The organism is Caballeronia sp. HLA56, assembly GCF_054655155.1.
Window position 1 is genome coordinate 1,811,532 of the sequence record NZ_BAAHOB010000005.1, and the last position, 23,784, is coordinate 1,835,315.

At 63.2% G+C, this 23,784-nt stretch carries 21 protein-coding genes; 20 read left to right on the forward strand and 1 reads right to left on the reverse strand.

Going from position 1 to position 23,784, the window contains the following annotated elements:
- The first annotated feature begins 10 nt into the window (after positions 1-10).
- Positions 11-2,239 (forward strand): ATP-dependent DNA helicase, encoded by a 2,229-nt coding sequence (locus ACYQ47_RS28015; RefSeq protein ID WP_244825321.1) that lies wholly within the window; start codon positions 11-13, stop codon positions 2,237-2,239.
- Between the two features lie 96 nt (positions 2,240-2,335).
- Here ACYQ47_RS28015 and ACYQ47_RS28020 read toward each other — a convergent pair whose 3' ends face one another.
- A complete protein-coding gene (locus ACYQ47_RS28020) occupies positions 2,336-3,139 on the reverse strand; it encodes an outer membrane protein assembly factor BamD (protein WP_244828049.1) in 804 nt (267 codons plus the stop codon).
- Positions 3,140-3,430: 291 nt separating this feature from the next.
- Here ACYQ47_RS28020 and ACYQ47_RS28025 point away from each other — a divergent pair, with 291 nt between their 5' ends.
- The 19 genes from ACYQ47_RS28025 (at position 3,431) to tadA (ending at position 23,783) form a co-directional block, all read left to right on the forward strand.
- Complete coding sequence (locus tag ACYQ47_RS28025) at positions 3,431-4,663, forward strand: RluA family pseudouridine synthase (RefSeq protein ID WP_250464949.1); 1,233 nt, start codon at positions 3,431-3,433, stop codon at positions 4,661-4,663.
- The gene (pgeF, locus tag ACYQ47_RS28030) at positions 4,660-5,493 is read left to right on the forward strand and encodes a peptidoglycan editing factor PgeF (protein ID WP_459907978.1); all 834 of its coding nucleotides are present in this window, start codon (positions 4,660-4,662) and stop codon (positions 5,491-5,493) included. The genes ACYQ47_RS28025 and pgeF overlap by 4 nt, the downstream gene beginning before the upstream one ends.
- A gap of 319 nt (positions 5,494-5,812) precedes the next feature.
- The gene (phaC, locus tag ACYQ47_RS28035; protein ID WP_459907980.1) at positions 5,813-7,903 is read left to right on the forward strand and encodes a class I poly(R)-hydroxyalkanoic acid synthase; all 2,091 of its coding nucleotides are present in this window, start codon (positions 5,813-5,815) and stop codon (positions 7,901-7,903) included.
- Positions 7,904-7,958: 55 nt separating this feature from the next.
- Complete coding sequence (locus tag ACYQ47_RS28040; protein WP_244825317.1) at positions 7,959-9,140, forward strand: acetyl-CoA C-acetyltransferase; 1,182 nt, start codon at positions 7,959-7,961, stop codon at positions 9,138-9,140.
- Between the two features lie 81 nt (positions 9,141-9,221).
- On the forward strand, positions 9,222-9,962 hold the full coding sequence (locus ACYQ47_RS28045; RefSeq protein WP_244825316.1) for a 3-ketoacyl-ACP reductase: 741 nt from the start codon (positions 9,222-9,224) through the stop codon (positions 9,960-9,962).
- A 170-nt stretch (positions 9,963-10,132) separates the two neighbouring features.
- Entirely contained in the window at positions 10,133-10,708 is a 576-nt protein-coding gene (phaR, locus tag ACYQ47_RS28050) for a polyhydroxyalkanoate synthesis repressor PhaR (RefSeq protein ID WP_244825315.1), read from the forward strand.
- A 355-nt stretch (positions 10,709-11,063) separates the two neighbouring features.
- Entirely contained in the window at positions 11,064-12,452 is a 1,389-nt protein-coding gene (rimO, locus tag ACYQ47_RS28055) for a 30S ribosomal protein S12 methylthiotransferase RimO (RefSeq protein ID WP_459907984.1), read from the forward strand.
- 3 nt (positions 12,453-12,455) lie between these two features.
- Positions 12,456-13,382 carry a sugar kinase gene (locus ACYQ47_RS28060; RefSeq protein ID WP_250525894.1) on the forward strand — a complete coding sequence of 309 codons (927 nt, stop codon included), beginning with the start codon at positions 12,456-12,458 and terminating at the stop codon, positions 13,380-13,382.
- A gap of 30 nt (positions 13,383-13,412) precedes the next feature.
- Positions 13,413-14,597 (forward strand): beta-ketothiolase BktB, encoded by a 1,185-nt coding sequence (gene bktB / locus ACYQ47_RS28065; protein WP_250464941.1) that lies wholly within the window; start codon positions 13,413-13,415, stop codon positions 14,595-14,597.
- Positions 14,598-14,626: 29 nt separating this feature from the next.
- Positions 14,627-15,262, forward strand: coding sequence for a hypothetical protein (locus ACYQ47_RS28070; protein ID WP_459907986.1), 636 nt, complete (start codon positions 14,627-14,629; stop codon positions 15,260-15,262).
- A 121-nt stretch (positions 15,263-15,383) separates the two neighbouring features.
- Positions 15,384-16,577, forward strand: coding sequence for a cystathionine beta-lyase (locus ACYQ47_RS28075; protein WP_250492313.1), 1,194 nt, complete (start codon positions 15,384-15,386; stop codon positions 16,575-16,577).
- Between the two features lie 145 nt (positions 16,578-16,722).
- Positions 16,723-17,286, forward strand: a complete 564-nt coding sequence (gene ddpX / locus ACYQ47_RS28080) for a D-alanyl-D-alanine dipeptidase (RefSeq protein WP_250492314.1) — start codon at positions 16,723-16,725, stop codon at positions 17,284-17,286.
- 29 nt (positions 17,287-17,315) lie between these two features.
- Positions 17,316-18,917 (forward strand): ABC transporter substrate-binding protein, encoded by a 1,602-nt coding sequence (locus ACYQ47_RS28085; protein WP_459907988.1) that lies wholly within the window; start codon positions 17,316-17,318, stop codon positions 18,915-18,917.
- Positions 18,918-18,936: 19 nt separating this feature from the next.
- A complete protein-coding gene (locus tag ACYQ47_RS28090; protein ID WP_250509082.1) occupies positions 18,937-20,007 on the forward strand; it encodes an ABC transporter permease in 1,071 nt (356 codons plus the stop codon).
- 45 nt (positions 20,008-20,052) lie between these two features.
- Complete coding sequence (gene nikC / locus ACYQ47_RS28095; protein ID WP_250509140.1) at positions 20,053-20,964, forward strand: nickel transporter permease; 912 nt, start codon at positions 20,053-20,055, stop codon at positions 20,962-20,964.
- A 1-nt stretch (position 20,965) separates the two neighbouring features.
- On the forward strand, positions 20,966-21,832 hold the full coding sequence (locus tag ACYQ47_RS28100) for an ABC transporter ATP-binding protein (protein ID WP_404989211.1): 867 nt from the start codon (positions 20,966-20,968) through the stop codon (positions 21,830-21,832).
- Positions 21,829-22,587, forward strand: coding sequence for an ABC transporter ATP-binding protein (locus tag ACYQ47_RS28105; RefSeq protein WP_309843173.1), 759 nt, complete (start codon positions 21,829-21,831; stop codon positions 22,585-22,587). Before ACYQ47_RS28100 ends, ACYQ47_RS28105 begins: the two co-directional genes overlap by 4 nt.
- 207 nt (positions 22,588-22,794) lie before the next feature.
- Positions 22,795-23,181: a DnaJ family domain-containing protein gene (locus tag ACYQ47_RS28110; RefSeq protein WP_244825306.1), complete on the forward strand. Its 387-nt coding sequence runs from the start codon at positions 22,795-22,797 to the stop codon at positions 23,179-23,181.
- Positions 23,178-23,783: a tRNA adenosine(34) deaminase TadA gene (gene tadA, locus ACYQ47_RS28115; RefSeq protein WP_459909348.1), complete on the forward strand. Its 606-nt coding sequence runs from the start codon at positions 23,178-23,180 to the stop codon at positions 23,781-23,783. Before ACYQ47_RS28110 ends, tadA begins: the two co-directional genes overlap by 4 nt.
- Position 23,784: the final 1 nt, after the last annotated feature.

The window sequence follows — 23,784 nt, forward strand, 5'->3', positions numbered from 1 at the left end:
TAGCCCCGCCTTGAACTTACCCGCACAACCCCGCGACAGCGCAAGCGCTGCGCTCGAACTCACGGACAAGCGCCGCACGGAACTCGACGCCATCTTCTCCGCCGAAGGCCTTCTCGCGCGCGCGATCGACGGCTATCGGCCGCGCGCGTCGCAGATCGACATGGCGCGCTCCGTCGCCGCCGCGATGGAAGCGTCCGGCCGCGCCATGCCCGAACCCGCGATGTTCGAATTGCAGCGCCGCCCGGCGCGCAAGCTCGGGCCATCGGACAAGCCGCATGCGATAGACGAGGCATCCGCCGACGACGTGGGTATCGCCACCGCGACGAGCGCCGTCGACGGCGGCGAGAACACGCTGATCGTCGAGGCGGGAACGGGCACGGGCAAGACCTACGCTTATCTCGTTCCGGCCATGTTGTGGGGCGGCAAGGTCATCGTTTCGACCGGGACCAAACACTTGCAGGATCAGCTCTTTCAGCGCGATATCCCGACCGTGCGCGACGCGCTCGCCGTGCCGGTCACCGTCGCGATGCTGAAGGGCCGCGCCAACTATCTTTGCCACTACTATCTCGAACGCACCGCCGACAACGGGCGGCTGCCGACGCGTCAGGACACGTCGCATCTGCAGGAGATCGTGCGCTTCGCCAAGATCACGCGCACGGGCGACAAGGCCGAACTTGCGAGTGTCCCCGAGAACTCGCCCGTCTGGCCGATGGTCACGTCCACGCGCGACAATTGCCTTGGACAAGATTGCCCGCATTACAAGGATTGCTTCGTGATGCAGGCGCGCCGCGAAGCGCAACAGGCGGACATCGTGGTGGTGAACCATCACCTGTTCTTCGCCGATGTAATGCTGCGCGACACCGGCATGGCCGAACTCTTGCCGATGGCGAACACCATCATCTTCGACGAGGCGCATCAGTTGCCCGAGACGGCGACGCTCTTTTTCGGCGAGACGCTTTCGACCACGCAACTGCTCGAACTCGCCCGCGATGCGGTGGCCGAAGGTTTGTCCCACGCTCGCGACGCCGCCGACTGGACCAAGCTCGGCGCGGCGCTCGAACGCGCGGCGCGCGACCTGCGGCTCGCATTCCGGGAAGATTCGATTCGCCTCTCGCTCGGCCAGCTCGCCGATGGACATCCGCTTTTCGAAGCGCTCGACACGCTACAAACCCATCTCGATGCACTCACGGCCGCGCTCGGCGCACACGGCGAGCGCGCGGAGTCGCTGCAGGCGCTGGTGCGGCGCGCGCGCGAATTGCAAGGGCTTTTGTCGGGCTGGACCAAGCCGCCGACCGCGCTCGAACGTGCAGTGGTCGAAGACGCGGATACCGCCGCCGAAGCCGCGCGCGACGAGCCCAACGAGATGGTGCGCTGGATCGAAGTGTTCTCGCACACGGTGCAACTGCACGAGACGCCGCTGTCGGTCGCGCCGATCTTCGCGAAGCAGCGCGCGGGCGTGCCGCGTGCCTGGATCTTCACCTCCGCGACGCTTTCGGTGCGTGGCGATTTCACGCATTACGCGGCGCAAATGGGTTTGAACGCGCGCCGTTCGATGACCTTGCCGAGTCCCTTCGATTACCCGTCGCAGGGCCTTTTGTACGTGCCGCGCAATCTGCCGCAGCCGTCCTCGCCGCAATTCACCGACGCCGTCTTCGACGCCGCGTTGCCGGTGATCGAGGCATCGGGTGGCGGCGTGTTCATGCTGTGCACGACGCTGCGCGCGGTCGATCGCATCTCCCAGCGTCTGCGCGACGTGATCGAGCGGCGCGGCTGGGACAATCCGCTGCTCGTGCAGGGCGACGCGAGCCGTACCGAGTTGCTCGACCGCTTCCGCGCGTATGGCAATGCGATTCTCGTCGGCAGCCAGAGCTTCTGGGAAGGTGTCGACGTGCGTGGCGATGCGCTTTCGCTCGTGGTCATCGACAAACTACCGTTCGCGCCGCCCGACGATCCCGTGCTTGCCGCGCGCCTCGACGCGCTCACGAAGAAAGGCTTGAGCCCGTTCGCCGTGCATCAGTTGCCGCAGGCCGTCATCACGCTCAAGCAGGGCGCGGGGCGGCTGATTCGCGCGGAGACGGATCGCGGCGTGCTCATGATCTGTGACACGCGGCTCGTCGATAAACCATACGGCCGACGCATCTGGCAAAGCCTGCCGCCGTTCAAGCGCACGCGTGAACTGGAAGTCGCGCGGGCGTTTTTCAGCGAAGCGGCGGACGCGTCGGCGGAGCTTGCCGAGTAGGGCTTGCAACAGTGCGCGGGAGCGGTTGATCGACAAACAAAATGGGCGCCGAAGCGCCCATTTTTGCCTGACCAGCCGAACGATCTCGCGTTCTGCTTACCAGATCTGATACCACGCCTTTTCCGCGCTCGCGCGACGCTTGCCCGTGACATACGGGCTGTCGGGGAACGTGGCGGCAAGCACGCGCTTGGTGTCGTCGGCGAGTTGCGGCTGATCGAGCTTCTCGTATGAGAGCATCATGAGATGCAGCGCTTCTTCGGTGGCCGGCGCGTTCTTGTATTCGCGAATGGCGAGTTGCGCCCGGTTGATGGACGCGACATACGCGCCGCGACGATAGTAGTAATCCGCCGCGTGGACTTCGTGCGAAGCGAGCGCGTTCACGATATAGCGCATGCGTTGCGCGGCGTCGGGCGCATACTTGCTTTGCGGATATTTATCGACCACGACCTTGAACGCGTCATACGACTCGCGCAGCGACTTCGGGTCGCGCTCGCTCATGTCCTGGCCGGAGAAGCGGCCGAAGAGTCCGAGGTCGTCGTTGAAGTGAATCATGCCTTTCAGGTAGTAGGCATAAGAGATGTCCGGATGATCCGGGTGCAGCTTGATGAACCGGTCGATTGCCTGATCCGCCGATGCGGTCTCGCCGTCTTTCCAGTTGCAGTAAGCCACGTTGATCTGCGCCTGCTGCGCGAAGTGACCGAACGGATCGCGGCCTTCGAGTGCTTCGAAATACTTGGAGCACTTGCCCCAGTCGCGGCCTGAAAGCGCGTCCTGGGCCTCCGTATATAATTTGTTGTTGTTCCACGTAGCCGTTTCGTCGGTCTTCTCCGGCAAGCCGTGGCAGGCCGTGACAATGGCGACGCTCGCGCCCAGCGCCAGATACTTGATCGATTGCTGCATCGATTGATGAATGGTGTTGAAGGCTCGCATTAGTGCTTGCTGTTCCTGGCTGAATCTCGCTATGTCTAGCTGTGTGTCCGGTGCGGTTTTCGCTCGGGATTTCCGTTTGGATATCCCTCGAATTCCGCCCGGTTTCCCGGTCCGCAACGGTCTGGCGCGGCTTCCTTGCATTGCCTGCATTGAAGTTTGCCCGGCAGTGTCGCGCGCTGTAAAGAACGTCTTGCGCAATGTCCCGAACTGCAGCCCGAGATGAAGACTGACTCACCGGGTACAACCCGATATCCCGTTCAAATGACCCGCTCAAGTACACGCCGTACCAAAGACCAACTCAAAGATTATAGCCGAAGCGCCAAGCCCGACGACGCAGCTTCTACCGATTCGGACGCGCATGCGCCCGATGCCGGCACGCCGCATCGCGGCAAGGAAGCGCGGCATCGCAACGAGGAAGCGCCGCGCGAGGCGCGCGTGCCGGACGAACTCGCAGGCGAGCGGCTCGACAAGGTGCTGGCCAAGATCTTCCCCGAGTTTTCGCGCAGCCGTCTGCAAGGCTGGATCGAGGAAGGGCGCGTGCTCGTCGATGGCGCCAGCGCCAAGGTGCGCCAGCCCGTGCCGCTTGGCGCGACCATCGCGCTCGTGCCCGACCTGTTGCCCGAGCAACTCGCGTTCACGCCCGAGCCGGTGCCGCTTCACATCGTGTACGAAGACGAAACGCTCGTCGTCATCAACAAGCCCGCCGGCATGGTCGTGCATCCCGCCGCGGGGAACTGGAGCGGCACCTTGCTCAACGGTCTCCTACATCGTTATGGCGATGCGGCGGCGGGGCTGCCGCGCGCGGGCATCGTACATCGGCTGGACAAGGAGACCTCGGGGCTGATGGTCGTCGCGCGCACGCTCGAAGCCCAGACCGACCTCGTGCGGCAGTTGCAGGCGCGCACGGTGAAGCGCCGCTATGTCGCGTTCGTGTGGGGCAGGATGCCGGACGACGGCACCATCGACGCGCCCATTGGCCGCGATTCGCGCGACAGGACGCGCATGGCCGTGGTTCAAGGCGCATCGGGGAAACCGGCGCGCACGCACTTTCGCACCATCGACCGGACGCAGTGGAACGGGCAGCCCGTGAGCGCGATCCATTGCGATCTCGAAACCGGCCGCACGCACCAGATTCGCGTGCACTGCGCGGCGAGCGGCCATCCGCTTCTGGGCGATCCGGTCTACGGTCACATACGCGGCCGGCGTTCGGTGACGCCGCTGCCCGACGGCTTCGCGCGTCAGGCGCTGCACGCGTGGCGGCTCGGTCTGGTTCATCCGGCAACGGGCAAGCAAGTGCACTGGCGCGCGGACGTGCCCGAGGATCTCGCCAAGCTCGCCACGGAACTCGGCTTCGGGCGCGACGACGAAGTCGAACTAGACGAAGACGACGACTTCCCGCAAGTCTATGAAATGGACGACGGCGAAGACTGGGACGACGAATACGACGACGAAGAAGGCGAACACGATGCCGATGCCGAGGACGACGAAGCATGACCCATCGCACTGACGTCACATTGAGCGCGGATGATTGCGTGTGGCCGCAATGGCGCGTCTCGCCGCGCGTGCATGCGTTCGTGACGACTCGCGCGGGCGGCGTGAGCGCGGCGCCTTTCGATGGCGGCACGCCGGGCGCGGGCGGTCTCAATCTTGGTTTGTCGAGCGGCGATGCGCCGGATGCCGTCATCGAAAATCGCCGTCGCGCGCTGGCGTTGACCGGCATCGGACAAGCCGCGTGGCTCGAACAGATTCACGGCACGACGGTTGAAGATGCGCACGCGGTCATCGAGCGCCGCGCAGCCGGTCCGACGCGCGCCGATGCGAGCGTGACCGACCGGCCGGGCGTCGTCTGCGTGGTGATGACGGCGGACTGTTTGCCGGTCCTCTTCTGCGACGGCGAAGGCCGCGCGGTCGGCGCCGCGCATGCGGGCTGGCGAGGTCTTGCGGGCGGTATCGTCGAGAAGACGGGCGCGCGGGTGGCGCAACTCGCGGGCGTGCCGACATCGCGCCTCAATGCTTACCTCGGTCCGGCCATTGGTCCCGCTGCATTCGAAGTGGGCGAGGACGTGCTCGATGCCTTCGTGTCGATCGCGAATGCGGATCAACGCGACCTCACCGCGGCAGCGTTCAAGCCGACCGGCGCACAAGGCAAATACTTCGCCGACATCTATACGCTTGCGCGCTTGCGTTTAGCCGATATCGGCGTGGAAGCGAAGCGCGTTCATGGCGGTACGCACTGCACGGTGAGCGAGCGAGAACGCTTCTATTCGTATCGTCGCGATCGCGTGACAGGGCGCATGGCCGCCATGATCTGGCTTGGCGATTAACTGCTCGTCATCTGCATTCAGCGACAACTGCCAGCTTTAAGTCGCAGGAACTTGCGTAAGCCCATGCGAATGCAATATCTCGCATGGGGAAAACGATAATTAAAAAAATATCGCACTGCGGCAAAATCAGGTGAAGCATTGACATGCCTGAGTCCTAAGAGCAAGAATGTTCCCGGAATTCATTCAATCGGGCACGGCGTAGCTAGGTGACTCTTGTGGCGCGCATAGTGCGCATCGACACTTGCGCGCTGGTTGAGACAAGCCCGGCGATGCCTGCATCAGCAATCAGTCTTGCGAGACTTACAGGTCAAAAGCGGGTATGGCTTCCAAATCTAGTTCCTCCTCTGCGTCCTCCGCCCGCTCCCGTACTGCCAGCAGTTCGACGGCTGAAGTTCCCGCTGATCCGACAGGCGTACAGCAAGCGTTCGATCAATGGCTCAACGCGTGGCGCTCGGTCGCCGATCCCGCGCAATGGGCGAAATTCAATCCCCAGACCAACGCGCAAACCAACGCGCAAACCAACGCGCAGACGAATGACAGAGCCGCTGCGAATAGCGCGAGCGCGCCGCCGCTCGGAGCGTTCGGTTCGTTTGGTTCGTTTCCCGGCATGGGCGCGTTTCCGGGTTTGTCCGGTGCGGGTTTGCCCGGTGCATTTCCGAATGCATTCGGCGCGGTTCCAACCGTCATGCCGAAAATGCCCGACTTCGCGAAGATGAACGGCCTGGCCGAATTCGCCAAGCTCGCGAGCAGCATGCCGGGCTTCGGCGCGTCGATGCAGGGCTTGCCTACATTGCCGAAGATTCCGACGGCAGCCATCGCGCCCGAGCGTCTGCAACAACTGCAAAGCAATTATTCGCGCGATGCCGCCGCTTTGCTCAAGCAGGCGGGCGAGCAGAGCATCGACCCTGCATCGCTCAAGGACCGCCGCTTCACCGACACCACGTGGCAGAACACGCCGGCATATGCCTTCACGGCCGCGTGGTATTTGCTGAACGCGCGTTATCTGCAAGAACTCGCGGACGCCGTGCAGAGCGATCCCAAGACGCGCGAACGCATCCGCTTCACGGTGCAGCAATGGGCGGCTGCGGCTTCGCCGAGCAACTATCTCGCGCTCAATCCCGAAGCGCAGAAGACGCTCATCGAAAGCAAGGGCGAGAGCTTGCGCCAGGGCATGCTCAACCTGCTCAACGACTTGCAGCGCGGCAAGATTTCGCAGTCGGACGAGTCGCGCTTCGCGGTTGGCAAGAACATCGGTTCGACGGAGGGCTCGGTCGTGTACGAGAACGAACTCGTGCAACTGATCCAGTACAAGCCGCTCACGCCGAAGGTTTATGCGCGGCCTTTGCTGATCGTGCCACCTTGCATCAACAAGTTTTATATCCTCGATCTTCAGCCTGAAAGCTCGCTCGTGCGTTATGCGCTCGAACAAGGGCAGCAAGTCTTTATCCTGTCGTGGCGCAATGCGGATCAATCGCTCGCCGCGAAGGAATGGGACGATTACGTCGAACAGGGCGTGCTCGAAACCATCGGCGTCATCAAGGACATCACGGGCGAGGAGCAGATCAACACGCTCGGCTTTTGCATCGGCGGAACCATTCTGGCGACGGCGCTCGCGGTAGCGAAGGCGCGCGGCGAAGAGCCGGCCGCGTCGATGACCCTGCTCACCTCGATGCTCGATTTCTCCGACACCGGCGTGCTCGACGTCTTCGTCGACGAAGCACACGTGCAGATGCGCGAGCAGTCGATCGGCGGCAAGAACGGCGCGCCCGCCGGGCTCATGCGCGGGATCGAATTCGCCAATACGTTCTCGTATCTGCGGCCGAACGATCTCGTGTGGAATTACGTCGTCGACAACTATCTCAAGGGACGCACGCCGCAAGCCTTCGACCTGCTGTTCTGGAACAGCGACTCGACCAACTTGCCCGGTCCGATGTGCGTCTGGTATTTGCGCAACACGTATCTGGAGAACAAGCTGCGCGAGCCGGGCGCGCTGACCGTGTGCGGCGAGGCGATCGATCTGTCGACGCTCTCGTTGCCCACTTTCATCTACGGTTCGCGCGAAGACCATATCGTGCCGTGGAAGTCCGCGTATGCATCCGCGCCCATTCTGACGGGCCCGCAAAAGTTCGTGCTCGGCGCGTCGGGGCACATCGCGGGCGTGATCAATCCGCCGTCGAAGAACAAGCGCAGTTTCTGGATGCTCGACAGCCATGAGGAGCGCCTGCCCGAAACCGCCGACGCGTGGTTCGAGGCAGCCACGGAACATCCGGGAAGCTGGTGGCCGACGTGGTCCGCATGGCTCGCGCAAAACGCGGGCGAGGAAGTGAAGGCGGGCACGTCGCAAGGCTCGAAGACTTATCCGGTGATCGAGCCCGCGCCCGGACGCTACGTGCTGGAACGCGACTTCTGACACGGCGCGAAGTCGCACGCATAACCGAATTCATTTGATGCCAAAGGAAACTGAAATGACTGACGTAGTGATCGTATCGGCCGCGCGTACAGGGGTCGGCAAGTTCGGTGGTTCGCTCGCGAAGATCGCGGCGCCGGAACTGGGGGCAACGGTGATTCGCGCGGTGCTGGAGCGTGCGGGACTGAAGCCGGATCAGGTGAGCGAAGTCATTCTGGGTCAGGTGCTGACCGCGGGTTCGGGACAGAATCCGGCGCGCCAGTCGCTCATCAAGGCAGGGTTGCCCGACATGGTTCCGGGCATGACGATCAACAAGGTCTGCGGCTCGGGTTTGAAGGCGGTGATGCTCGCGGCCAACGCGATCATCGCGGGCGATGCGGATATCGTCATCGCCGGCGGTCAGGAAAACATGAGCGCGGCGCCGCACGTGCTGCCGGGCTCGCGCGACGGCTTTCGCATGGGCGACGCCAAGCTGATCGACTCCATGATCGTCGATGGCCTGTGGGACGTTTATAACAACTACCACATGGGTACGACCGCCGAGAACGTCGCGAAGGAATACGGCATCTCGCGAGAAGACCAGGACAAGTTCGCGGCGCTGTCGCAGAACAAGGCCGAGAAGGCACAGAAGGAAGGGCGCTTCGACGACGAGATCGTGCCGGTGTCCATTCCGCAGCGCAAGGGCGAGCCGCTGCGGTTTGCCACCGATGAATTCGTGCGCCACGGCGTCACGGCCGAAGCGCTTTCCACGCTCAAGCCCGCGTTTTCGAAGGAAGGCACGGTGACGGCGGCGAACGCATCGGGCATCAACGACGGCGCGGCCGCGGTCGTCGTGATGTCGGCGAAGAAGGCCGAGGCGCTCGGTCTCACGCCGCTTGCGCGCATCAAGGCTTATGCGAATGCGGGCGTCGATCCCAAGGTCATGGGCATGGGTCCCGTGCCTGCGTCGAAGCGTTGTCTCGAGCGCGCGGGCTGGTCGGTGAACGACCTCGACCTGATGGAAATCAACGAAGCCTTCGCCGCGCAGGCGCTTGCCGTGCATAAGCAAATGGGCTGGGATCAGTCGAAGATCAACGTGAACGGCGGCGCAATTGCCATTGGCCATCCGATCGGTGCATCGGGCTGCCGCATTCTCGTGACGCTCTTGCACGAAATGCAGAAGCGCGACGCGAAGAAGGGTCTGGCGTCGCTGTGTATCGGCGGCGGCATGGGCGTGGCGCTTGCGCTCGAGCGTGACTGAGCGCAACACCTGAAGGCATGGAAGGGCCAAGCGGAAGGCGTCGTTCGAACGCCGTTCCGCATAACGAAAATGGAGTGAGGAATGACAAAGCGCGTAGCGTACGTAACCGGCGGGATGGGCGGAATTGGCACGAGCATTTGCCAGCGGCTCCATAAAGATGGCTTCACGGTCGTCGCGGGCTGCGGCCCGAACTCGCCGCGCCGGGTGAAATGGCTGGAAGACCAGAAGACGCTCGGCTTCGATTTCATCGCGTCGGAAGGCAATGTGGGCGACTGGGAGTCTTCCAAGAACGCGTTCGACAAGGTCAAGGCGGAAGTCGGCGAAGTCGACGTGCTGGTGAACAACGCGGGCATCACGCGCGATGTCGTGTTCCGGAAGATGACGCATGAAGACTGGACCGCGGTCATCGACACCAACCTGACGAGTCTTTTCAACGTGACGAAGCAGGTGATCGACGGCATGGTCGAGCGCGGCTTCGGGCGCATCATCAATATTTCGTCGGTGAACGGTCAAAAAGGGCAGTTCGGCCAGACGAACTACTCCACCGCGAAGGCCGGTATTCACGGCTTCACGATGGCGCTGGCGCAAGAAGTGGCGACCAAGGGCGTGACGGTCAACACGGTGTCGCCGGGTTATATCGGCACGGAGATGGTGAAGTCCATTCGCCCCGAAGTGCTGGAGAAGATCGTGGCGACCATTCCCGTGCGCCGGCTCGGCACGCCGGATGAAATCGGCTCCATCGTCGCATGGCTCGCTTCCGATGAATCGGGATTCTCCACCGGCGCGGATTTCTCGCTGAACGGCGGCTTGCACATGGGCTGACGGGTGGCGGCGTCCCTCACGGAAGGCGCGAAGGCGTGAAGGCGTGAAGAGGGACGCTGCTGCTTGCCGGATAGATCAACGACGCGGCGAACTGGCGGCAACGCTTTATTGCGACAATGCAAGCCGTGGCGGCTGGCACCGCAGTAAAGTCCTGCGTTTAAAGGCGTTAAATGACCACCACTACTACAAAGAAATCCGCCGAACGACTCATCAAAAAATATCCTAACCGGCGGCTCTACGACACGGAAACGAGCACCTACATCACGTTGTCGGATGTGAAGCAGCTCGTGCTCGATCAGGAAGAATTCAAAGTGCTGGACGCGAAGTCGAGCGACGACCTCACGCGCAGCATTCTCCTGCAGATCATTCTCGAGGAAGAGAGCGGCGGCTTGCCGATGTTTTCATCGGTGATGCTCTCGCAGATCATCCGCTTCTACGGCCATGCCATGCAGGGCATGATGGGCACGTATCTGGAGAAGAATATCCAGGCGTTCATCGACATCCAGCAGAAGCTGTCCGAACAGAGCAAGGGCATCTACGACGGCAACGCGCTCAATCCGGAAGTCTGGTCGCAATTCATGAACATGCAGGCGCCGATGATGCAGGGCATGATGACGAGCTACATCGAGCAGTCGAAGAACATGTTCGTGCAGATGCAGGAGCAGATGCAGACCCAGGCGAAAACGATGTTCAACACGTTTCCGTTTCCGACGCCTGTCGTGCCGCCGACGACCGAAAAGAAATAGGCGCTCATGGCCCGAGCGCACGGGCCGACTCAGCCACCGCCGCGCCGAGCGGCGGATGCGCTTGGAAATCCGTCGAGACTTCGCTGAATGCCATGAAGCCGCCGCGTTTGACTGCGTGCTGGCGCCATCGTGCGTCATTGACCGGACAGCGCAACGCGCGCTTGAGGAAATCGCCCTTCTCGGCGCAGGCAGGAATCTCCTCCGTCCAGTTAATACGCGCGTGGGAGAAATCGTCTGTGAAGATGTATGCGGCCGGCCGTCAGTGATTCTCCACGCCACAACCGGTTAAAATACGAGATTCGCCTCGACCGAGGCACGCGCTGTCGCCCGCGCGCGTCTTTCTCCGGATGTCCCCGTGAATACTTCTTTGAAATCAAGCACTAGCACGCCCGCGCCGCGCATCGGCATGGTCAGTCTCGGCTGCCCGAAAGCCCTTGTCGATTCCGAGCAGATCATGACCCAATTGCGCGCCGAAGGTTACGAAATCTCCGGCACTTATGACGGCGCCGACCTCGTCGTGGTCAACACCTGCGGCTTCATCGACGAAGCCGTGCAGGAAAGCCTCGACGCCATCGGCGAAGCGCTCGCCGAGAACGGCAAGGTCATCGTGACGGGCTGCCTGGGCGCGAAAAAGAGCGCGAGCGGCACGGGGCTCATCGAGGAAGTGCATCCGAAAGTGCTCGCCGTCACCGGTCCGCACGCGACCAACGAAGTGATGAACGCCGTGCACTCGTATCTGCCCAAGCCGCACGATCCGTTCACCGATCTCGTGCCGCCCGCGGGCATCAAGCTCACGCCGCGTCATTACGCGTATCTCAAGATTTCCGAAGGCTGCAATCATCGCTGCACGTTCTGCATCATTCCCTCGATGCGCGGCGATCTCGTTTCGCGCCCCATCGCCGAAGTCATGCTCGAAGCCGAAAATCTGTTCAAGTCCGGCGTGAAGGAACTGCTCGTCATCTCGCAGGACACGAGCGCGTACGGTGTCGATGTCAAATACCGCACCGGCTTCTGGGACGGCAAGCCTATCAAGACGCGCATGACCGAACTCGTCGGCGCGCTCGGCGAGCTCGCGTCGCAATACGGCGCGTGGGTGCGTCTGCATTACGTGTATCCGTATCCGAGCGTCGACGAAGTCATCCCGATGATGGCCGAAGGCCCGCTGCGCGGCCACGTTCTGCCGTATCTCGATGTGCCGTTTCAGCATGCGCATCCCGAAGTCCTGAAGCGCATGAAGCGCCCGGCCAATGCCGAGAAAGTGCTCGAACGCGTGAAGACGTGGCGCGAGATTTGTCCCGATCTGACCATCCGCAGCACCTTTATCGCGGGCTTTCCGGGTGAAACCGAGGAGCAGTTTCAAACGCTGCTCGACTTTATCCGCGAGGCGGATCTCGACCGCGTCGGCTGCTTCGCGTATTCGCCGGTCGAAGGCGCAACGGCCAACGAACTCGATGGCGCGCTGCCCGACGAAGTCCGCGAGGAACGCCGCGCGCGCTTCATGGAACTGGCCGAGGAACTGTCGGCCGCGCGCATGAAAAAGAAAGTCGGCAAGACGCTGCGCGTGCTCGTCGATGAAGTGAGCACGGACGGCGGCGTTGGCCGCACGGCGGCGGATGCGCCGGAAATCGACGGCGTGGTGTATATCGCGCCGGCGACGAAGGCGTCGAAGCGCTACAAGGCCGGCGACTTCGTCTCCGTCAGGATCACCGGCGCGGACGGCCACGATCTCTGGGGCGAGGTATAAGTCATGGCGCATTCCATGCCTTCGGTGCTCGCGCTCGGCGAGGCGATGATCGAGTTCAACCAGTCGACGCGAAATCAGCCGAACTATCTGCAAGGCTTCGGCGGCGATGTCTCGAACTTTCTGATCGCGGCGTCGCGGCAAGGTGCGTCGACGGGCTTCGTGTCCGCCGTCGGCAACGACCAGTTCGGGCAACTGCTGCTCGATCTCTGGCGCACGGAGAATGTCGATACATCGACGGTGCGTATCGACGATACCGCGCCCACGGGCGTTTATTTCGTGTCGCACGGCGAGAGCGGGCATCGCTTCGATTACTTGCGCGCGGGTTCGGCGGCGAGCCGTTATGCGAGCGCGCATCTGCCGCTCGACGCGATCGCGGCGGCGAAGGTCGTGCATCTGTCGGGAATCAGTCTCGCAATCGGCGTATCCGCGTGCGATGCCGCTTTTACCGCCATGGATCACGCGCGCTCGCACGGCGCAAAGGTGAGTTTCGACACGAACCTGCGCCTGAAGCTGTGGCCGCTTGCGCGCGCCCGCGCGGTGATGCTCGAAGCGCTGCGCATGACGGACATCTGCCTGCCGAGCTGGGACGACGTGACCGTCATCACGGGCCATGAAGACAAGGACGCCATCGTCGACTTCCTGCTCTCGCTCGGCTCGAAAGTCGTCGCGCTCAAGCTCGGCCGGGAAGGCGCGTATATCGCGACACCCAATGAGCGGCGCGTGGTGCCGGGCCGCGTCGTGAACGCGGTCGATGCCACCGGCGCCGGAGATTGCTTCGGCGGCGCGTTCATCGCGCGTATCGTCGCGGGTGACGACCCTTTTACGGCGGCGGGTTATGCCAACGTGGCGGCGGCGTTATCGACGCAAGGCTTCGGCGCGGTAGCCCCGATTCCGACCAGAAAGACAGTGGAGTCCGCGCTCGCGGAGTAAAAGACCCACGCAAACTCAGGAGACAAGAACATGACGCGAGAAGTAGTGGTGGTAAGCGGTGTACGCACGGCAATCGGCGACTTCGGCGGCGCGCTCAAGGATTTCACGCCGACCGATCTCGGCGCGCGCGTGGTGCGCGAAGTGTTGTCGCGTGCAAACGTGCAGGGCGACGAGGTCGGCCATGTCGTGTTCGGCAACGTGATCCAGACCGAGCCGCGTGACATGTATCTCGCGCGCGTGGCCGCGCTGGACGGCGGCGTGACGCAACACGCGCCCGCGCTCACGGTAAACCGTCTGTGCGGCTCGGGCTTGCAGGCCATCGTGTCCGCGTCGCAATCCATCTTGCTGGGCGACGCCGAGATCGCCATCGGCGGTGGCGCGGAAAGCATGAGCCGCGCGCCTTACGTCATGCCCGCCGCGCGCTTCGGCCAGCGCATGGGCGATGCACGCGTCGTCGACATGATGCTCGGCGCGTTGAACGACCCGTTCGACAAGATCCACATGGGCGTGACGGCCGAGAACGTCGCGAACAAGTACGGCATCACGCGCGAGGCGCAGGACGCGCTCGCGCTCGAATCGCACCGGCGCGCGGCGCGGGCTATCGAAGCCGGTTACTTCAAGGAACAGATTCTGCCGATCACGCTGGCATCGAAGAAGGGCGACACCGTTTTCGATCGCGACGAGCACGTGCGCATGAACGCGACGGCCGAAGATTTTTCGAAGCTGCGTCCTGTGTTCGCGAAGGAAAACGGCACGGTCACGGCGGGCAATGCATCGGGTATCAACGACGCGGCCGCGGCCGTCGTGCTGATGGAGCGCGGCGTCGCCGAGAAGCGCGGCGTGAAGCCGCTCGCGCGCCTCGTCGCTTACGCGCATGCGGGCGTCGATCCGAAAATCATGGGCATTGGCCCCGTCCCCGCCACGCAAAAGGCGCTGGAGCGCGCGGGACTGAGCGTCGCCGATCTCGACGTGATCGAAGCGAACGAAGCCTTCGCCGCGCAAGCCTGCGCGGTCACGCAGGAACTGAAGCTCGATCCGGCGAAGGTCAATCCGAACGGTTCGGGCATTTCGCTTGGGCATCCGATCGGCGCGACGGGCGCGCTCATCACCGTGAAGGCGCTGTACGAGTTGCAGCGCATTGGCGGGCGGTATGCGCTCGTGACGATGTGCATCGGCGGCGGTCAGGGTATCGCGGCGATTTTCGAGCGCATCTGACGCTCGGAGCTTGGGTCAAGGAACGAAGGATGATCGAAACAATGAAGCGCTTGCACTGGGCGACGATCGCAGGCGCCGCATTCGCGTTTGCCGGCTGTAATTCTCCAATGCCGCCGGATGCGTCGACGGCCGCGGCGAATGCGCCTGTCAGCGTGAAGGGCGAGTCGCATGGCGCGCAGCAGGCTATCGAAACGCTTGCCTTGCCACCGCAAAAGCCGCTCACGCCGAACCCGGAATACGCGCGCTTTCCGCGTTATGTCGGCACGCTCGGCGACCGGCAAATCGAAATGAGGCTCGGCGCGAAGACCGACGATCCCTCGGGCGTGCATGGCGAATATCGGTTCGCGGGCAGCTCGTCGGTGATCCTCGTTGCTGGCGATCGCGATGGCGATACGCTGGAGATCGAGGAATCGAACGACGGCACGCATATCACTGGCAACTGGGTGGGAAAGTTCGCGGCGGATGGCAGCGTGTCGGGCGAGCGCATGGACCCGGACGATTCCAATTCCAGGCCATTCGATCTGCGTCCAGCGGTGGCGGGAGCGACGCTGCCCGCTGTGCAGGGTGCGCCGCTCACGCGCAGTGCGCCGCCCGCGCCTTCGCTCGAACCTGCGCCGCCGCGTAATGCGGTGGGCGGGACGAGTAACGTGATCATCGGTGAGTGATGGTCGTTTCGAAGCGGGCGTCAGTGCTCGACACGACGCCCATCGCGAACCTTCCCACTTCTATTCCTCGGCCGAACGTTAGCGACACTCCCGCGCATCAACCACTCAACTCTGCTTCGACATGACCGATTCAAGCAACTCCGAACGCGACCTGCAAACCCGTATCGTCCAGCCAGATGACCGCATCACGCCGGGCTTCGAGTCCTTTTCAGTGCCGGTTACGCGCGCCTCGACCGTGGTGTTTCCGGACCTCGCCACCATGCGCGAACTCGTCTGGAGCGACGATTCGAAATGGCGCTACGGGCTGCACGGCACGCCTACGACGGTCGCGCTTGCGCAGCGGCTTGCGACGATCGAAGGCGGCGAGCACGCACTGTTGCAACCGTCCGGGCTCGCGGCCATTTCGAACGTGTACTTTGCGTTGGTGAAGTCGGGCGATCACGTGCTCGTGCCGGACAACGTGTATGGACCGAATCGCGATCACGCAGACTGGCTCGCGAGCGACTTCGGCGTGGAGGTGACCTACTACGATCCGATGAAGGGCGCGGGCATTGCCGATGACATCCGTGACAACACGAAGCTCATCTGGCTCGAAGCGCCCGGCTCGGTGACGATGGAAGTTCAGGACGTGCCGGCCATGGTTGCCGTGGCGCGCGCGCGCGGCATCGTGACGGCGATCGACAACACGTATTCGGCGGGGCTCGCGTTCAAGCCGTTCGAACATGGCGTCGATATCTCGGTGCAGGCGCTGACGAAGTATCAGTCGGGCGGCAGCGACATTCTGATGGGCGCGACCATCGTTCGCGATTTCGAGCTGCATAAGAAGCTCAAGCGCGCGCGCATGCGGGTGGGCGTGGGTGTGTCGTCCGACGACGCATCGCTCGTGTTGCGCAGCTTGCCGACGATGCAACTGCGCTACGAGGCCCATGACCGTTCCGCGCTTGCTTTGGCGAAATGGCTGAAGACGCGCCCGGAAGTCGCGGCGGTGCTGCATCCGGCGCTGGACGATTGTCCTGGCCACGAGTTCTTTAAGCGCGACTTTTCGGGCGGCGCGGGCGGTTTGTTTTCGTTCGTGTTCGACGCGCGCCATGGCGCGGCGCAAGTCGATGCGTTCGTCGAGGCGCTCGAGCTTTTTTCCATCGGCTGGAGCTGGGGCGGGGCGCACAGCCTCGCGATGCCCTACGACATCCGGTCGATGCGCACGGCGTCGAAGTGGCCGCATGAGGGCGTGCTGGTGCGGCTTTATATCGGGCTGGAGTGCGAGAGCGATCTGAGGGCGGACGTGGAAAGGGCGTTGGAGAAGGCGTTGGGGTGAGATGCTCGCCCGGTGGCGCTTGCTCGCCTGACCCAACCCGTCGGCCGAAACAAAACCACCCAAACAAACAGTTTCGCGGATTTTTCTATCGGGTTAAGGTTCGTCTATCGGAATGAAACGGACCGCAGCTCCCGCATCCAGAAACATGACTCGATTCTCCTTGCTGCACATCACGCCACGGACGCATCAGGTGGAGATCGATCTCGTCTACGCGACCGATCGCAATCTCACCGGCAAACCCATTTACAAAGCGCAGCATTGTCTGCTGCTCGAACCCGCCGAGGCGGCCTTGCGCCGCGCGGTCGCCATCGCGCAAAGCTTCGGCATGACGCTCAAGATTTTCGACGCCTATCGGCCGCCGCAAGCGCAGCAGGTACTCTGGGACTTTCTGCCCGACCCGACCTTCATCGCCGATCTCAAGCGCGGCTCGAATCACAGCCGCGGCACGGCAGTAGACCTCACGCTCGTCGATGAAAACGGCAGCGAGCTCGACATGGGCACTGGCTTCGACGCAATGGTCCCCGAGTCCGCGCACTTTCACGCGGGTTTGCCGAGGCACGTACAGCACAACCGCACGCTGCTGCTCGGCGTGATGCACGGCGCGGGCTTCGCGCATATTCCCAGCGAGTGGTGGCATTACGAATTGCCGGGCTCGCGCGAACTTGCTCTCATCGACAACGAAGAAAGCGGCCCGTTGCGGCTGATGTGAACCCAACCTCACTTCGAACGGAAAAGCACATGGTCTTGCGCAAGGCAGTCGCGGCGGCACTGGCAACGGCTCTGGTTTTGGCGGGCGCGGGAAAACTGACACTCGCACAGGCCGCCACGCCGAAGGACATGTTCGTCATGGCAACGCTGCTCGACGAGTTCACCTCGCTCGATCCCGGCGAAATCTACGAACTCGTGCCTGAGGAATACGTCGCGAACACGTACGACCGGCTGGTGCGCGTCGATCTGAAAGACCCGTCGAAGTTCAACGGCGACGTCGCGCAGTCGTGGTCGGTCAGTCAGGACGGTCTGACGTTCACGTTCAAGATTCGCCCCGGCCTCAAGTTCCATTCGGGAAATCCGCTTTCCGCCGACGACGTCGCCTGGTCCATCCAGCGCACCGCGTTGCTGGACAAGGGCGCGGCCGCCGTGCTTGCGGGCATCGGGCTCACGAAGGCCAACGCGCTGCAGAACGTGAAGAAGATCGACGATACGACCGTCGCCATAACCACCGATCAACGCTACGCGCCGACTTTCGTGTTGAACGTGCTCGGCTCGTGGCCGGCGTCGGTGGTGGATCGCAAGCTGCTCGAATCGCATCAGAAGGGCAGCGACTACGGCAACGAATGGCTCAAGACGAACGAGGCCGGTTCGGGCGCGTACAAGCTCGTGAAGTGGACGGCCAACGACAGCATCGTATTGCAACGTTTCGACGGGTATCGCGCGCCGCTTGCCATGAAGCGCATCGTGCTGCGCCATGTGACCGAAGCGGCGAGCCAGCGTCTGATGATCGAGAACGGCGACATCGACGTGGCACGCGATCTGAGCCCCGACGACCTCGACACGCTTGCCAAGGCCGGCAAGATCAAGGTGAACGCCGTGCCGCAGGCAACGCTCATGTATCTCGGCCTCAACAACAAGAATCCGAATCTGGCGAAGCCCGAAGTCTGGGAGGCGATGAAGTGGCTGATCGACTATCAGGGCATTCAGAAGAACGTCATCCGCACGACGTACAAGGTGCACGAAACCTTCCTGCCCGAGGGATTCCTGGGCGCGCTCAATGACAATCCGTATCACCAGGATGTCGCGAAGGCCAAGGCGTTGCTGGCCAAGGCCGGTCTTGCGAATGGCTTCACCGTGAAGATGGACGTGCGCAACGACTATCCATACAGCGAGATTGCGCAGGCGGTGCAGGCGAACCTCGCGCTTGCCAACATCAAGGTTCAACTCATGCCGAGCGACAACAAGCAGACGCTCGGGCGCTACCGGGCGCGCGCGCATGACATCTATATCGGCGAATGGTCGGCGGACTATATCGATCCGCATAGCAACGCGCAGGGCTTCGTGTGGAATCCGGACAACTCGGATGCGTCGAGCTACAAAATGCTTGCGTGGCGCAACGCCTGGGACATTGCGCAACTGACGAAGGAAACGAACGCCGCGCTCGCCGAAAGCGATACGAAAAAGCGCGCGCAGAGCTACGAGACCATGCAGCGCGAAGTGCTCGCGAAGTCGCCCTTCGTCATCATGTTCCAGAAGGTGTCGCAGGTGGCGGCGCGGCCGGGCGTGAGCGGGCTGGAAGTTGGGCCGATCAACGATCTCGTCTCTTACAAAGACATCAAAAAGCAATAACCAGCGAAGCAGCCTGCGAATGTCCGTCACGCCCACGTTTTTCGACCGAATGCGCGCCGCGAGCGGCCGGCGAAGGGGCGTGCGCTTCGTGCTTGCACTCGTGCGCTGGATCATCATGCTCGCGGTAACATTCACCGGGCTGCTTGCGATCACGTTCTTCATCGGCCGCAAGATTCCCATCGATCCCGTGCTTGCCATTCTCGGCGACCGCGCATCGGCGGCGGCGTATGCGGCGGCGCGTTTGCAGCTCGGGCTCGACAAGCCGCTCATCGAGCAGTTCATGATCTACGCGCGCGATGTCCTGCACGGCAATCTGGGCGTGTCGCTCTTGACGGCGAATCCCGTCATCGACGACATCAAACGCGTGTTTCCCGCGACGCTCGAACTGGCGACGCTCTCGACTTTCATCGGCGTTTGCATCGGCGTGCCGCTCGGCGTGATTGCGGCCGTGAAGCACAACCGCATGGTCGACCACATCGCGCGCTTCATCGGGCTCGCGGGCAGTTCCGTGCCCGTATTCTGGCTCGCGCTGATGGGTCTGTTGCTGTTCTATGCGCGCCTTCATTGGGTTTCGGGTCCGGGCCGTATCGACCCGATGTACGACGGCATGGTCGATACGCGCACCGGCAGTCTGCTGATCGATTCGCTCCTCGCGGGCGAGTGGGACGTTTTTAGGAACGCGTTCTCGCATATCGCGTTGCCGGCGGGCGTGCTGGCGTTTTATTCCATCGCTTATCTGAGCCGCATGACGCGCTCGTTCATGCTCGAACAACTGAGCCAGGAATACGTGACGACCGCGCGCGCGAAGGGCTTGTCCGAGCGGCGCGTGATCTGGCGGCACGCGTTCGGCAATATCGCGGTGCCGTTGCTGACGGTGATCGCGTTGGCGTACAGCTATCTGCTCGAAGGCTCGGTGCTGACAGAAATCGTGTTCGCGTGGCCGGGCATCGGCTCGTATCTGACGGGCGCGCTTTTGAACGCGGACATGAACGCGGTGCTCGGCAGCACGCTCGTGATCGGCGCGACGTTCATTGCGCTTAACTTGCTGACCGACGCGCTTTACCGCGTGTTCGATCCGCGCGCACGCTGACATGGAGGACGCTTGTCGATGCATTCGCCCGTCGAGCGCACGCCGATGAATCCCGCGCGGGCGCACTGGCGCGCGTGGTTGCTCACCGACACGCCTGCGTCGCCGCGTCAGGCGGCGCTCGGGCGCGCTTATCGGCGCTGGCGCGCGTTCTCGGCGAATCCGCTCAGCATGTTCGGTCTCGCGATACTCGTGCTGCTCGTCGTGGTGGCGATCTTCGGGCCGCTCGTCGTCACGCGCGACCCGTTGCAGCAAGTGCTCGCCGAACGCCTTACGCCGCCCAACGCCGCGCACTGGTTCGGCACCGATCAGCTCGGCCGCGACATCCTGTCGAGGCTCGTGCACGGCTCGCGGCTCACGTTGAGTATCGCCATGCTGGTCGTGGTGCTCGTCGTACCCGTGGGTTTGCTCATGGGCACGGTGGCGGGTTATTGCGGCGGTTTCGTCGATACCGTGCTCATGCGCATTACCGATGTCGCGCTCGCGTTTCCAAAGATCGTGCTCGCGCTCGCGTTTGCGGCGGCGCTCGGGCCGGGCGTGCTCAACGCGGTCATCGCCATTTCGATCACGGCGTGGCCGCCGTATGCGCGGCTCGCGCGTGCCGAATCGCTGCGGCTCGCGCAGGCCGACTTCATCCACGCGGCGCGTCTGCAGGGCGCGTCGCCCGCGCGCATTCTGTTGCGCTATATCGTGCCGCTGTGTTCGTCGTCGGTGATCGTGCGCGCAACGCTCGACATGGCGGGCATCATCCTCGCCGTCGCGGGGCTCGGATTTCTGGGACTGGGCGCGCAGCCGCCGAGTCCCGAATGGGGTTACATGGTTGCCTCTGGCCGCAATGTGCTGCTCGATGCATGGTGGGTCGCAACTATTCCCGGCCTCGCCATTCTCGCCGTGAGCCTGGCGTTCAATTTGCTCGGCGACGGTTTGCGCGATGTCTTCGATCCGCGTCACGGAGGCTGACATGTCCTTGTGCGAGATCGATGGACTCGATATTTCTTTCGCCAGCCACGACGGCGTGCCGATGCCCGCCGTGCGCGGCGTCTCGTTGTCGGTCGAGCGCGGTGAACGGTTGGGTATCGTCGGGGAATCCGGTTCGGGCAAGTCGCTTACCGGCCGCGCGCTGCTCGGTCTCTTGCCGCAAGGGGCGAACTGGTCCGCGAAAGCCCTGCGTTTCGACGGCCAGGACTTGCTCGCGATGAAGCCGAACGAGCGCCGGCGTTTATGCGGCACGCAGATGAGCATGATTCTGCAAGACCCGAAATTCTCGTTGAACCCGGTCATGACCGTCGCGCAGCAAATGCGCGAAACCTTCGCGCGGCAAGGCGAACGCCTCGGCCGCAAGGCCATGCGCGCGCGTATCGTCGAGGCGTTGTCGGCGGTGCATATCCGCGACCCGGAGCGCGTGGCGGATGCGTATCCGCAAGAGCTGTCGGGCGGCATGGGCCAGCGCGTGATGATCGCGATGATGGTCTTCGCCGGCCCGCGCCTCTTGATCGCCGACGAACCCACCAGCGCGCTCGACGTGCTCGTCTCCATGCAAGTGCTTGCCGTGCTCGACGAGATGATCGAGCGTCACGACACAGGACTCGTCTTTATCAGCCACGACCTGCCGCTCGTGATGTCGTTTTGCGACCGCGTGGCAGTGATGTACGGCGGGCGGATCGTCGAGACATGCGCGGCGGCGGATCTCGCGCACGCAAAGCATCCGTACACGCGCGGGCTGCTGGCCGCCAATCCGCCGCTCGTCGATCCACCCGCCGAGTTGCCGACCTTGCGGCGCGATCCGGCGTGGCTCACGGAATCGTTCGAAGGAGACAGCGCACGATGATCGATATCGACCGCGCGAGCATTCGTTTCCGCACGAAGACCGGTCACGTCGATGCCGTGCGCGACGTGACTTTTCGCGTGGAGGAGGGCGAGGTGTTCGGGCTCGTCGGCGAATCGGGCAGCGGAAAGTCGACCTTGCTGCGCGCACTCGCCGGCCTCGTGCCACTGTCGAGCGGAAGCCTGCGAGTCAGCGATAGCCGTCCGCAGATGGTGTTTCAGGACCCGTACGCGGCGCTGCATCCGCGCTTCACGGTCGACAAGACCTTGCGCGAGCCGCTCGCGATCAACGGTATCGGCGATGAAGACGCGCGCATTTTGGCCGCGCTTGCCGAGGTCGGGCTCGGACCGGCGTTCAGATTTCGGTATCCGCATCAATTGTCGGGCGGGCAGCGGCAGCGCGTGTCGATTGCGCGCGCGTTGATCGTGGGTCCGCGCGTGCTCTTGCTCGATGAACCGACGTCCGCGCTGGATGTCTCCGTGCAAGCCGAAATCCTCAACTTGCTGCGTCGCTTGCACACGGAGCGCAAGCTCACGATGATGCTCGTGAGTCACAACCTCGCCGTGGTCGGTTTTCTTTGTCAGCGCGTCGCGGTGATGAAAAATGGCGAGATCGTCGAGCAACTCGATGTGGAAGCCGTCCGCGCGCGCGACGTGAAGCACGAATACACGCGCAGCCTCATGCGGGCGACCGAAGGCTATACGCGAAAGCACATTCGTCGAAACGACGCCATCGAATGTGGCGAAAATCACGCATAAAGCCGGTATACAATGCAGCCCGATCGCGCTCTGGCCGCGCGATGAAAACAGCGTGCCAGCCGCTGTTAGAATAGGAATTGGATTGTCGGGATCTGCCGAACAGCGCTTCAAGCGTGGTATTTCCGGCTGCCATCCGACTTCAGGCTAACCCACGGAAATCGCGACAGACCGCGCCCGCCAACCAGTGAGAGCCGGTCGAATCCCCCGATGAAATTGCTAGATGCTTTGGTCGAACAGCGGATCAACGAAGCCGCCTCGCGCGGCGAATTCAACGATCTTCCCGGCGCAGGCGCGCCCCTCGCCTTGGACGACGATCTCCTCGTGCCGGAGGAAGTGCGCGTCGCCAATCGTATTCTCAAGAACGCGGGTTTCGTCCCGCCAGCCGTCGAACAGCTGCGCGCACTGCGCGGGCTTCAGGACGAGCTGGACCGCGTGACCGACCCGGCCGCGCGCTGCCGTATTCAGGTGAAGATGCTCGCGCTCGACATGGCGCTCGAATCCTTGCGCGGCGGCGGTTGCGTGCCGCATGAATACAGGCGGCGCATTGCCGAGCGGCTGTCCGAGCGCGCTCAGGGCCGCAGCGAGATGGGCTGATCTTGTCGCCCGATCTTCCCGACCTTTCCGACGCTTCCTTTTCCACCGCATCCGTCGATTCCTCCGACGAACGCGATCGCCGCTTCATGGCGCTCGCGCAACAAGCCGCCGACGAAGCGCGCCGCGCGGGCGAAGTGCCCGTGGGTGCGGTGATCGTTCGTGGCGATGAAGTCATCGCGACGGGCTTCAATCATCCCATTGGCGGACACGACCCGTCCGCGCACGCCGAAATGGCCGCTTTGCGCGCGGCGGCGCAATCGCTCGAAAACTACCGGCTGCCGGGCTGCGAGCTTTATGTCACGCTCGAGCCGTGCCTCATGTGCGCGGGCGCTATCATGCATGCTCGGATCGCGCGCGTGGTGTTCGGCGCGGCCGATCCGAAAACGGGCGCATGCGGCAGCGTGGTCGACGTGTTCGCCAACGAGCGGCTCAATCATCACACCAGCGTGACAGGCGGCGTGCTTGCGGACGAATGCGGCCGGTCGCTCAAGAACTTCTTTGCGGAACGAAGGCGTCTGGCGCGCGAAGAACGCGATTTGCGGCGCGCGCGCGAAGCCGGGCAGGGCGGCGAGTTCGCCGTTTCCTTCAACAAAACGAACTGAT

Bases quoted from the DNA above. Each gene is read 5' to 3' on its own strand.
- ACYQ47_RS28020 (WP_244828049.1), bottom strand. From the start codon at position 3,139: ATGCAGCAATCGATCAAGTATCTGGCGCTGGGCGCGAGCGTCGCCATT.
- ACYQ47_RS28025 (WP_250464949.1), top strand. From the start codon at position 3,431: ATGACCCGCTCAAGTACACGCCGTACCAAAGACCAACTCAAAGATTAT.
- pgeF (WP_459907978.1), top strand. From the start codon at position 4,660: ATGACCCATCGCACTGACGTCACATTGAGCGCGGATGATTGCGTGTGG.
- phaC (WP_459907980.1), top strand. From the start codon at position 5,813: ATGGCTTCCAAATCTAGTTCCTCCTCTGCGTCCTCCGCCCGCTCCCGT.
- ACYQ47_RS28040 (WP_244825317.1), top strand. From the start codon at position 7,959: ATGACTGACGTAGTGATCGTATCGGCCGCGCGTACAGGGGTCGGCAAG.
- ACYQ47_RS28045 (WP_244825316.1), top strand. From the start codon at position 9,222: ATGACAAAGCGCGTAGCGTACGTAACCGGCGGGATGGGCGGAATTGGC.
- phaR (WP_244825315.1), top strand. From the start codon at position 10,133: ATGACCACCACTACTACAAAGAAATCCGCCGAACGACTCATCAAAAAA.
- ACYQ47_RS28060 (WP_250525894.1), top strand. From the start codon at position 12,456: ATGGCGCATTCCATGCCTTCGGTGCTCGCGCTCGGCGAGGCGATGATC.
- bktB (WP_250464941.1), top strand. From the start codon at position 13,413: ATGACGCGAGAAGTAGTGGTGGTAAGCGGTGTACGCACGGCAATCGGC.
- ACYQ47_RS28070 (WP_459907986.1), top strand. From the start codon at position 14,627: ATGATCGAAACAATGAAGCGCTTGCACTGGGCGACGATCGCAGGCGCC.
- ACYQ47_RS28075 (WP_250492313.1), top strand. From the start codon at position 15,384: ATGACCGATTCAAGCAACTCCGAACGCGACCTGCAAACCCGTATCGTC.
- ddpX (WP_250492314.1), top strand. From the start codon at position 16,723: ATGACTCGATTCTCCTTGCTGCACATCACGCCACGGACGCATCAGGTG.
- ACYQ47_RS28085 (WP_459907988.1), top strand. From the start codon at position 17,316: ATGGTCTTGCGCAAGGCAGTCGCGGCGGCACTGGCAACGGCTCTGGTT.
- ACYQ47_RS28090 (WP_250509082.1), top strand. From the start codon at position 18,937: ATGTCCGTCACGCCCACGTTTTTCGACCGAATGCGCGCCGCGAGCGGC.
- nikC (WP_250509140.1), top strand. From the start codon at position 20,053: ATGAATCCCGCGCGGGCGCACTGGCGCGCGTGGTTGCTCACCGACACG.
- ACYQ47_RS28100 (WP_404989211.1), top strand. From the start codon at position 20,966: ATGTCCTTGTGCGAGATCGATGGACTCGATATTTCTTTCGCCAGCCAC.
- ACYQ47_RS28105 (WP_309843173.1), top strand. From the start codon at position 21,829: ATGATCGATATCGACCGCGCGAGCATTCGTTTCCGCACGAAGACCGGT.
- ACYQ47_RS28110 (WP_244825306.1), top strand. From the start codon at position 22,795: ATGAAATTGCTAGATGCTTTGGTCGAACAGCGGATCAACGAAGCCGCC.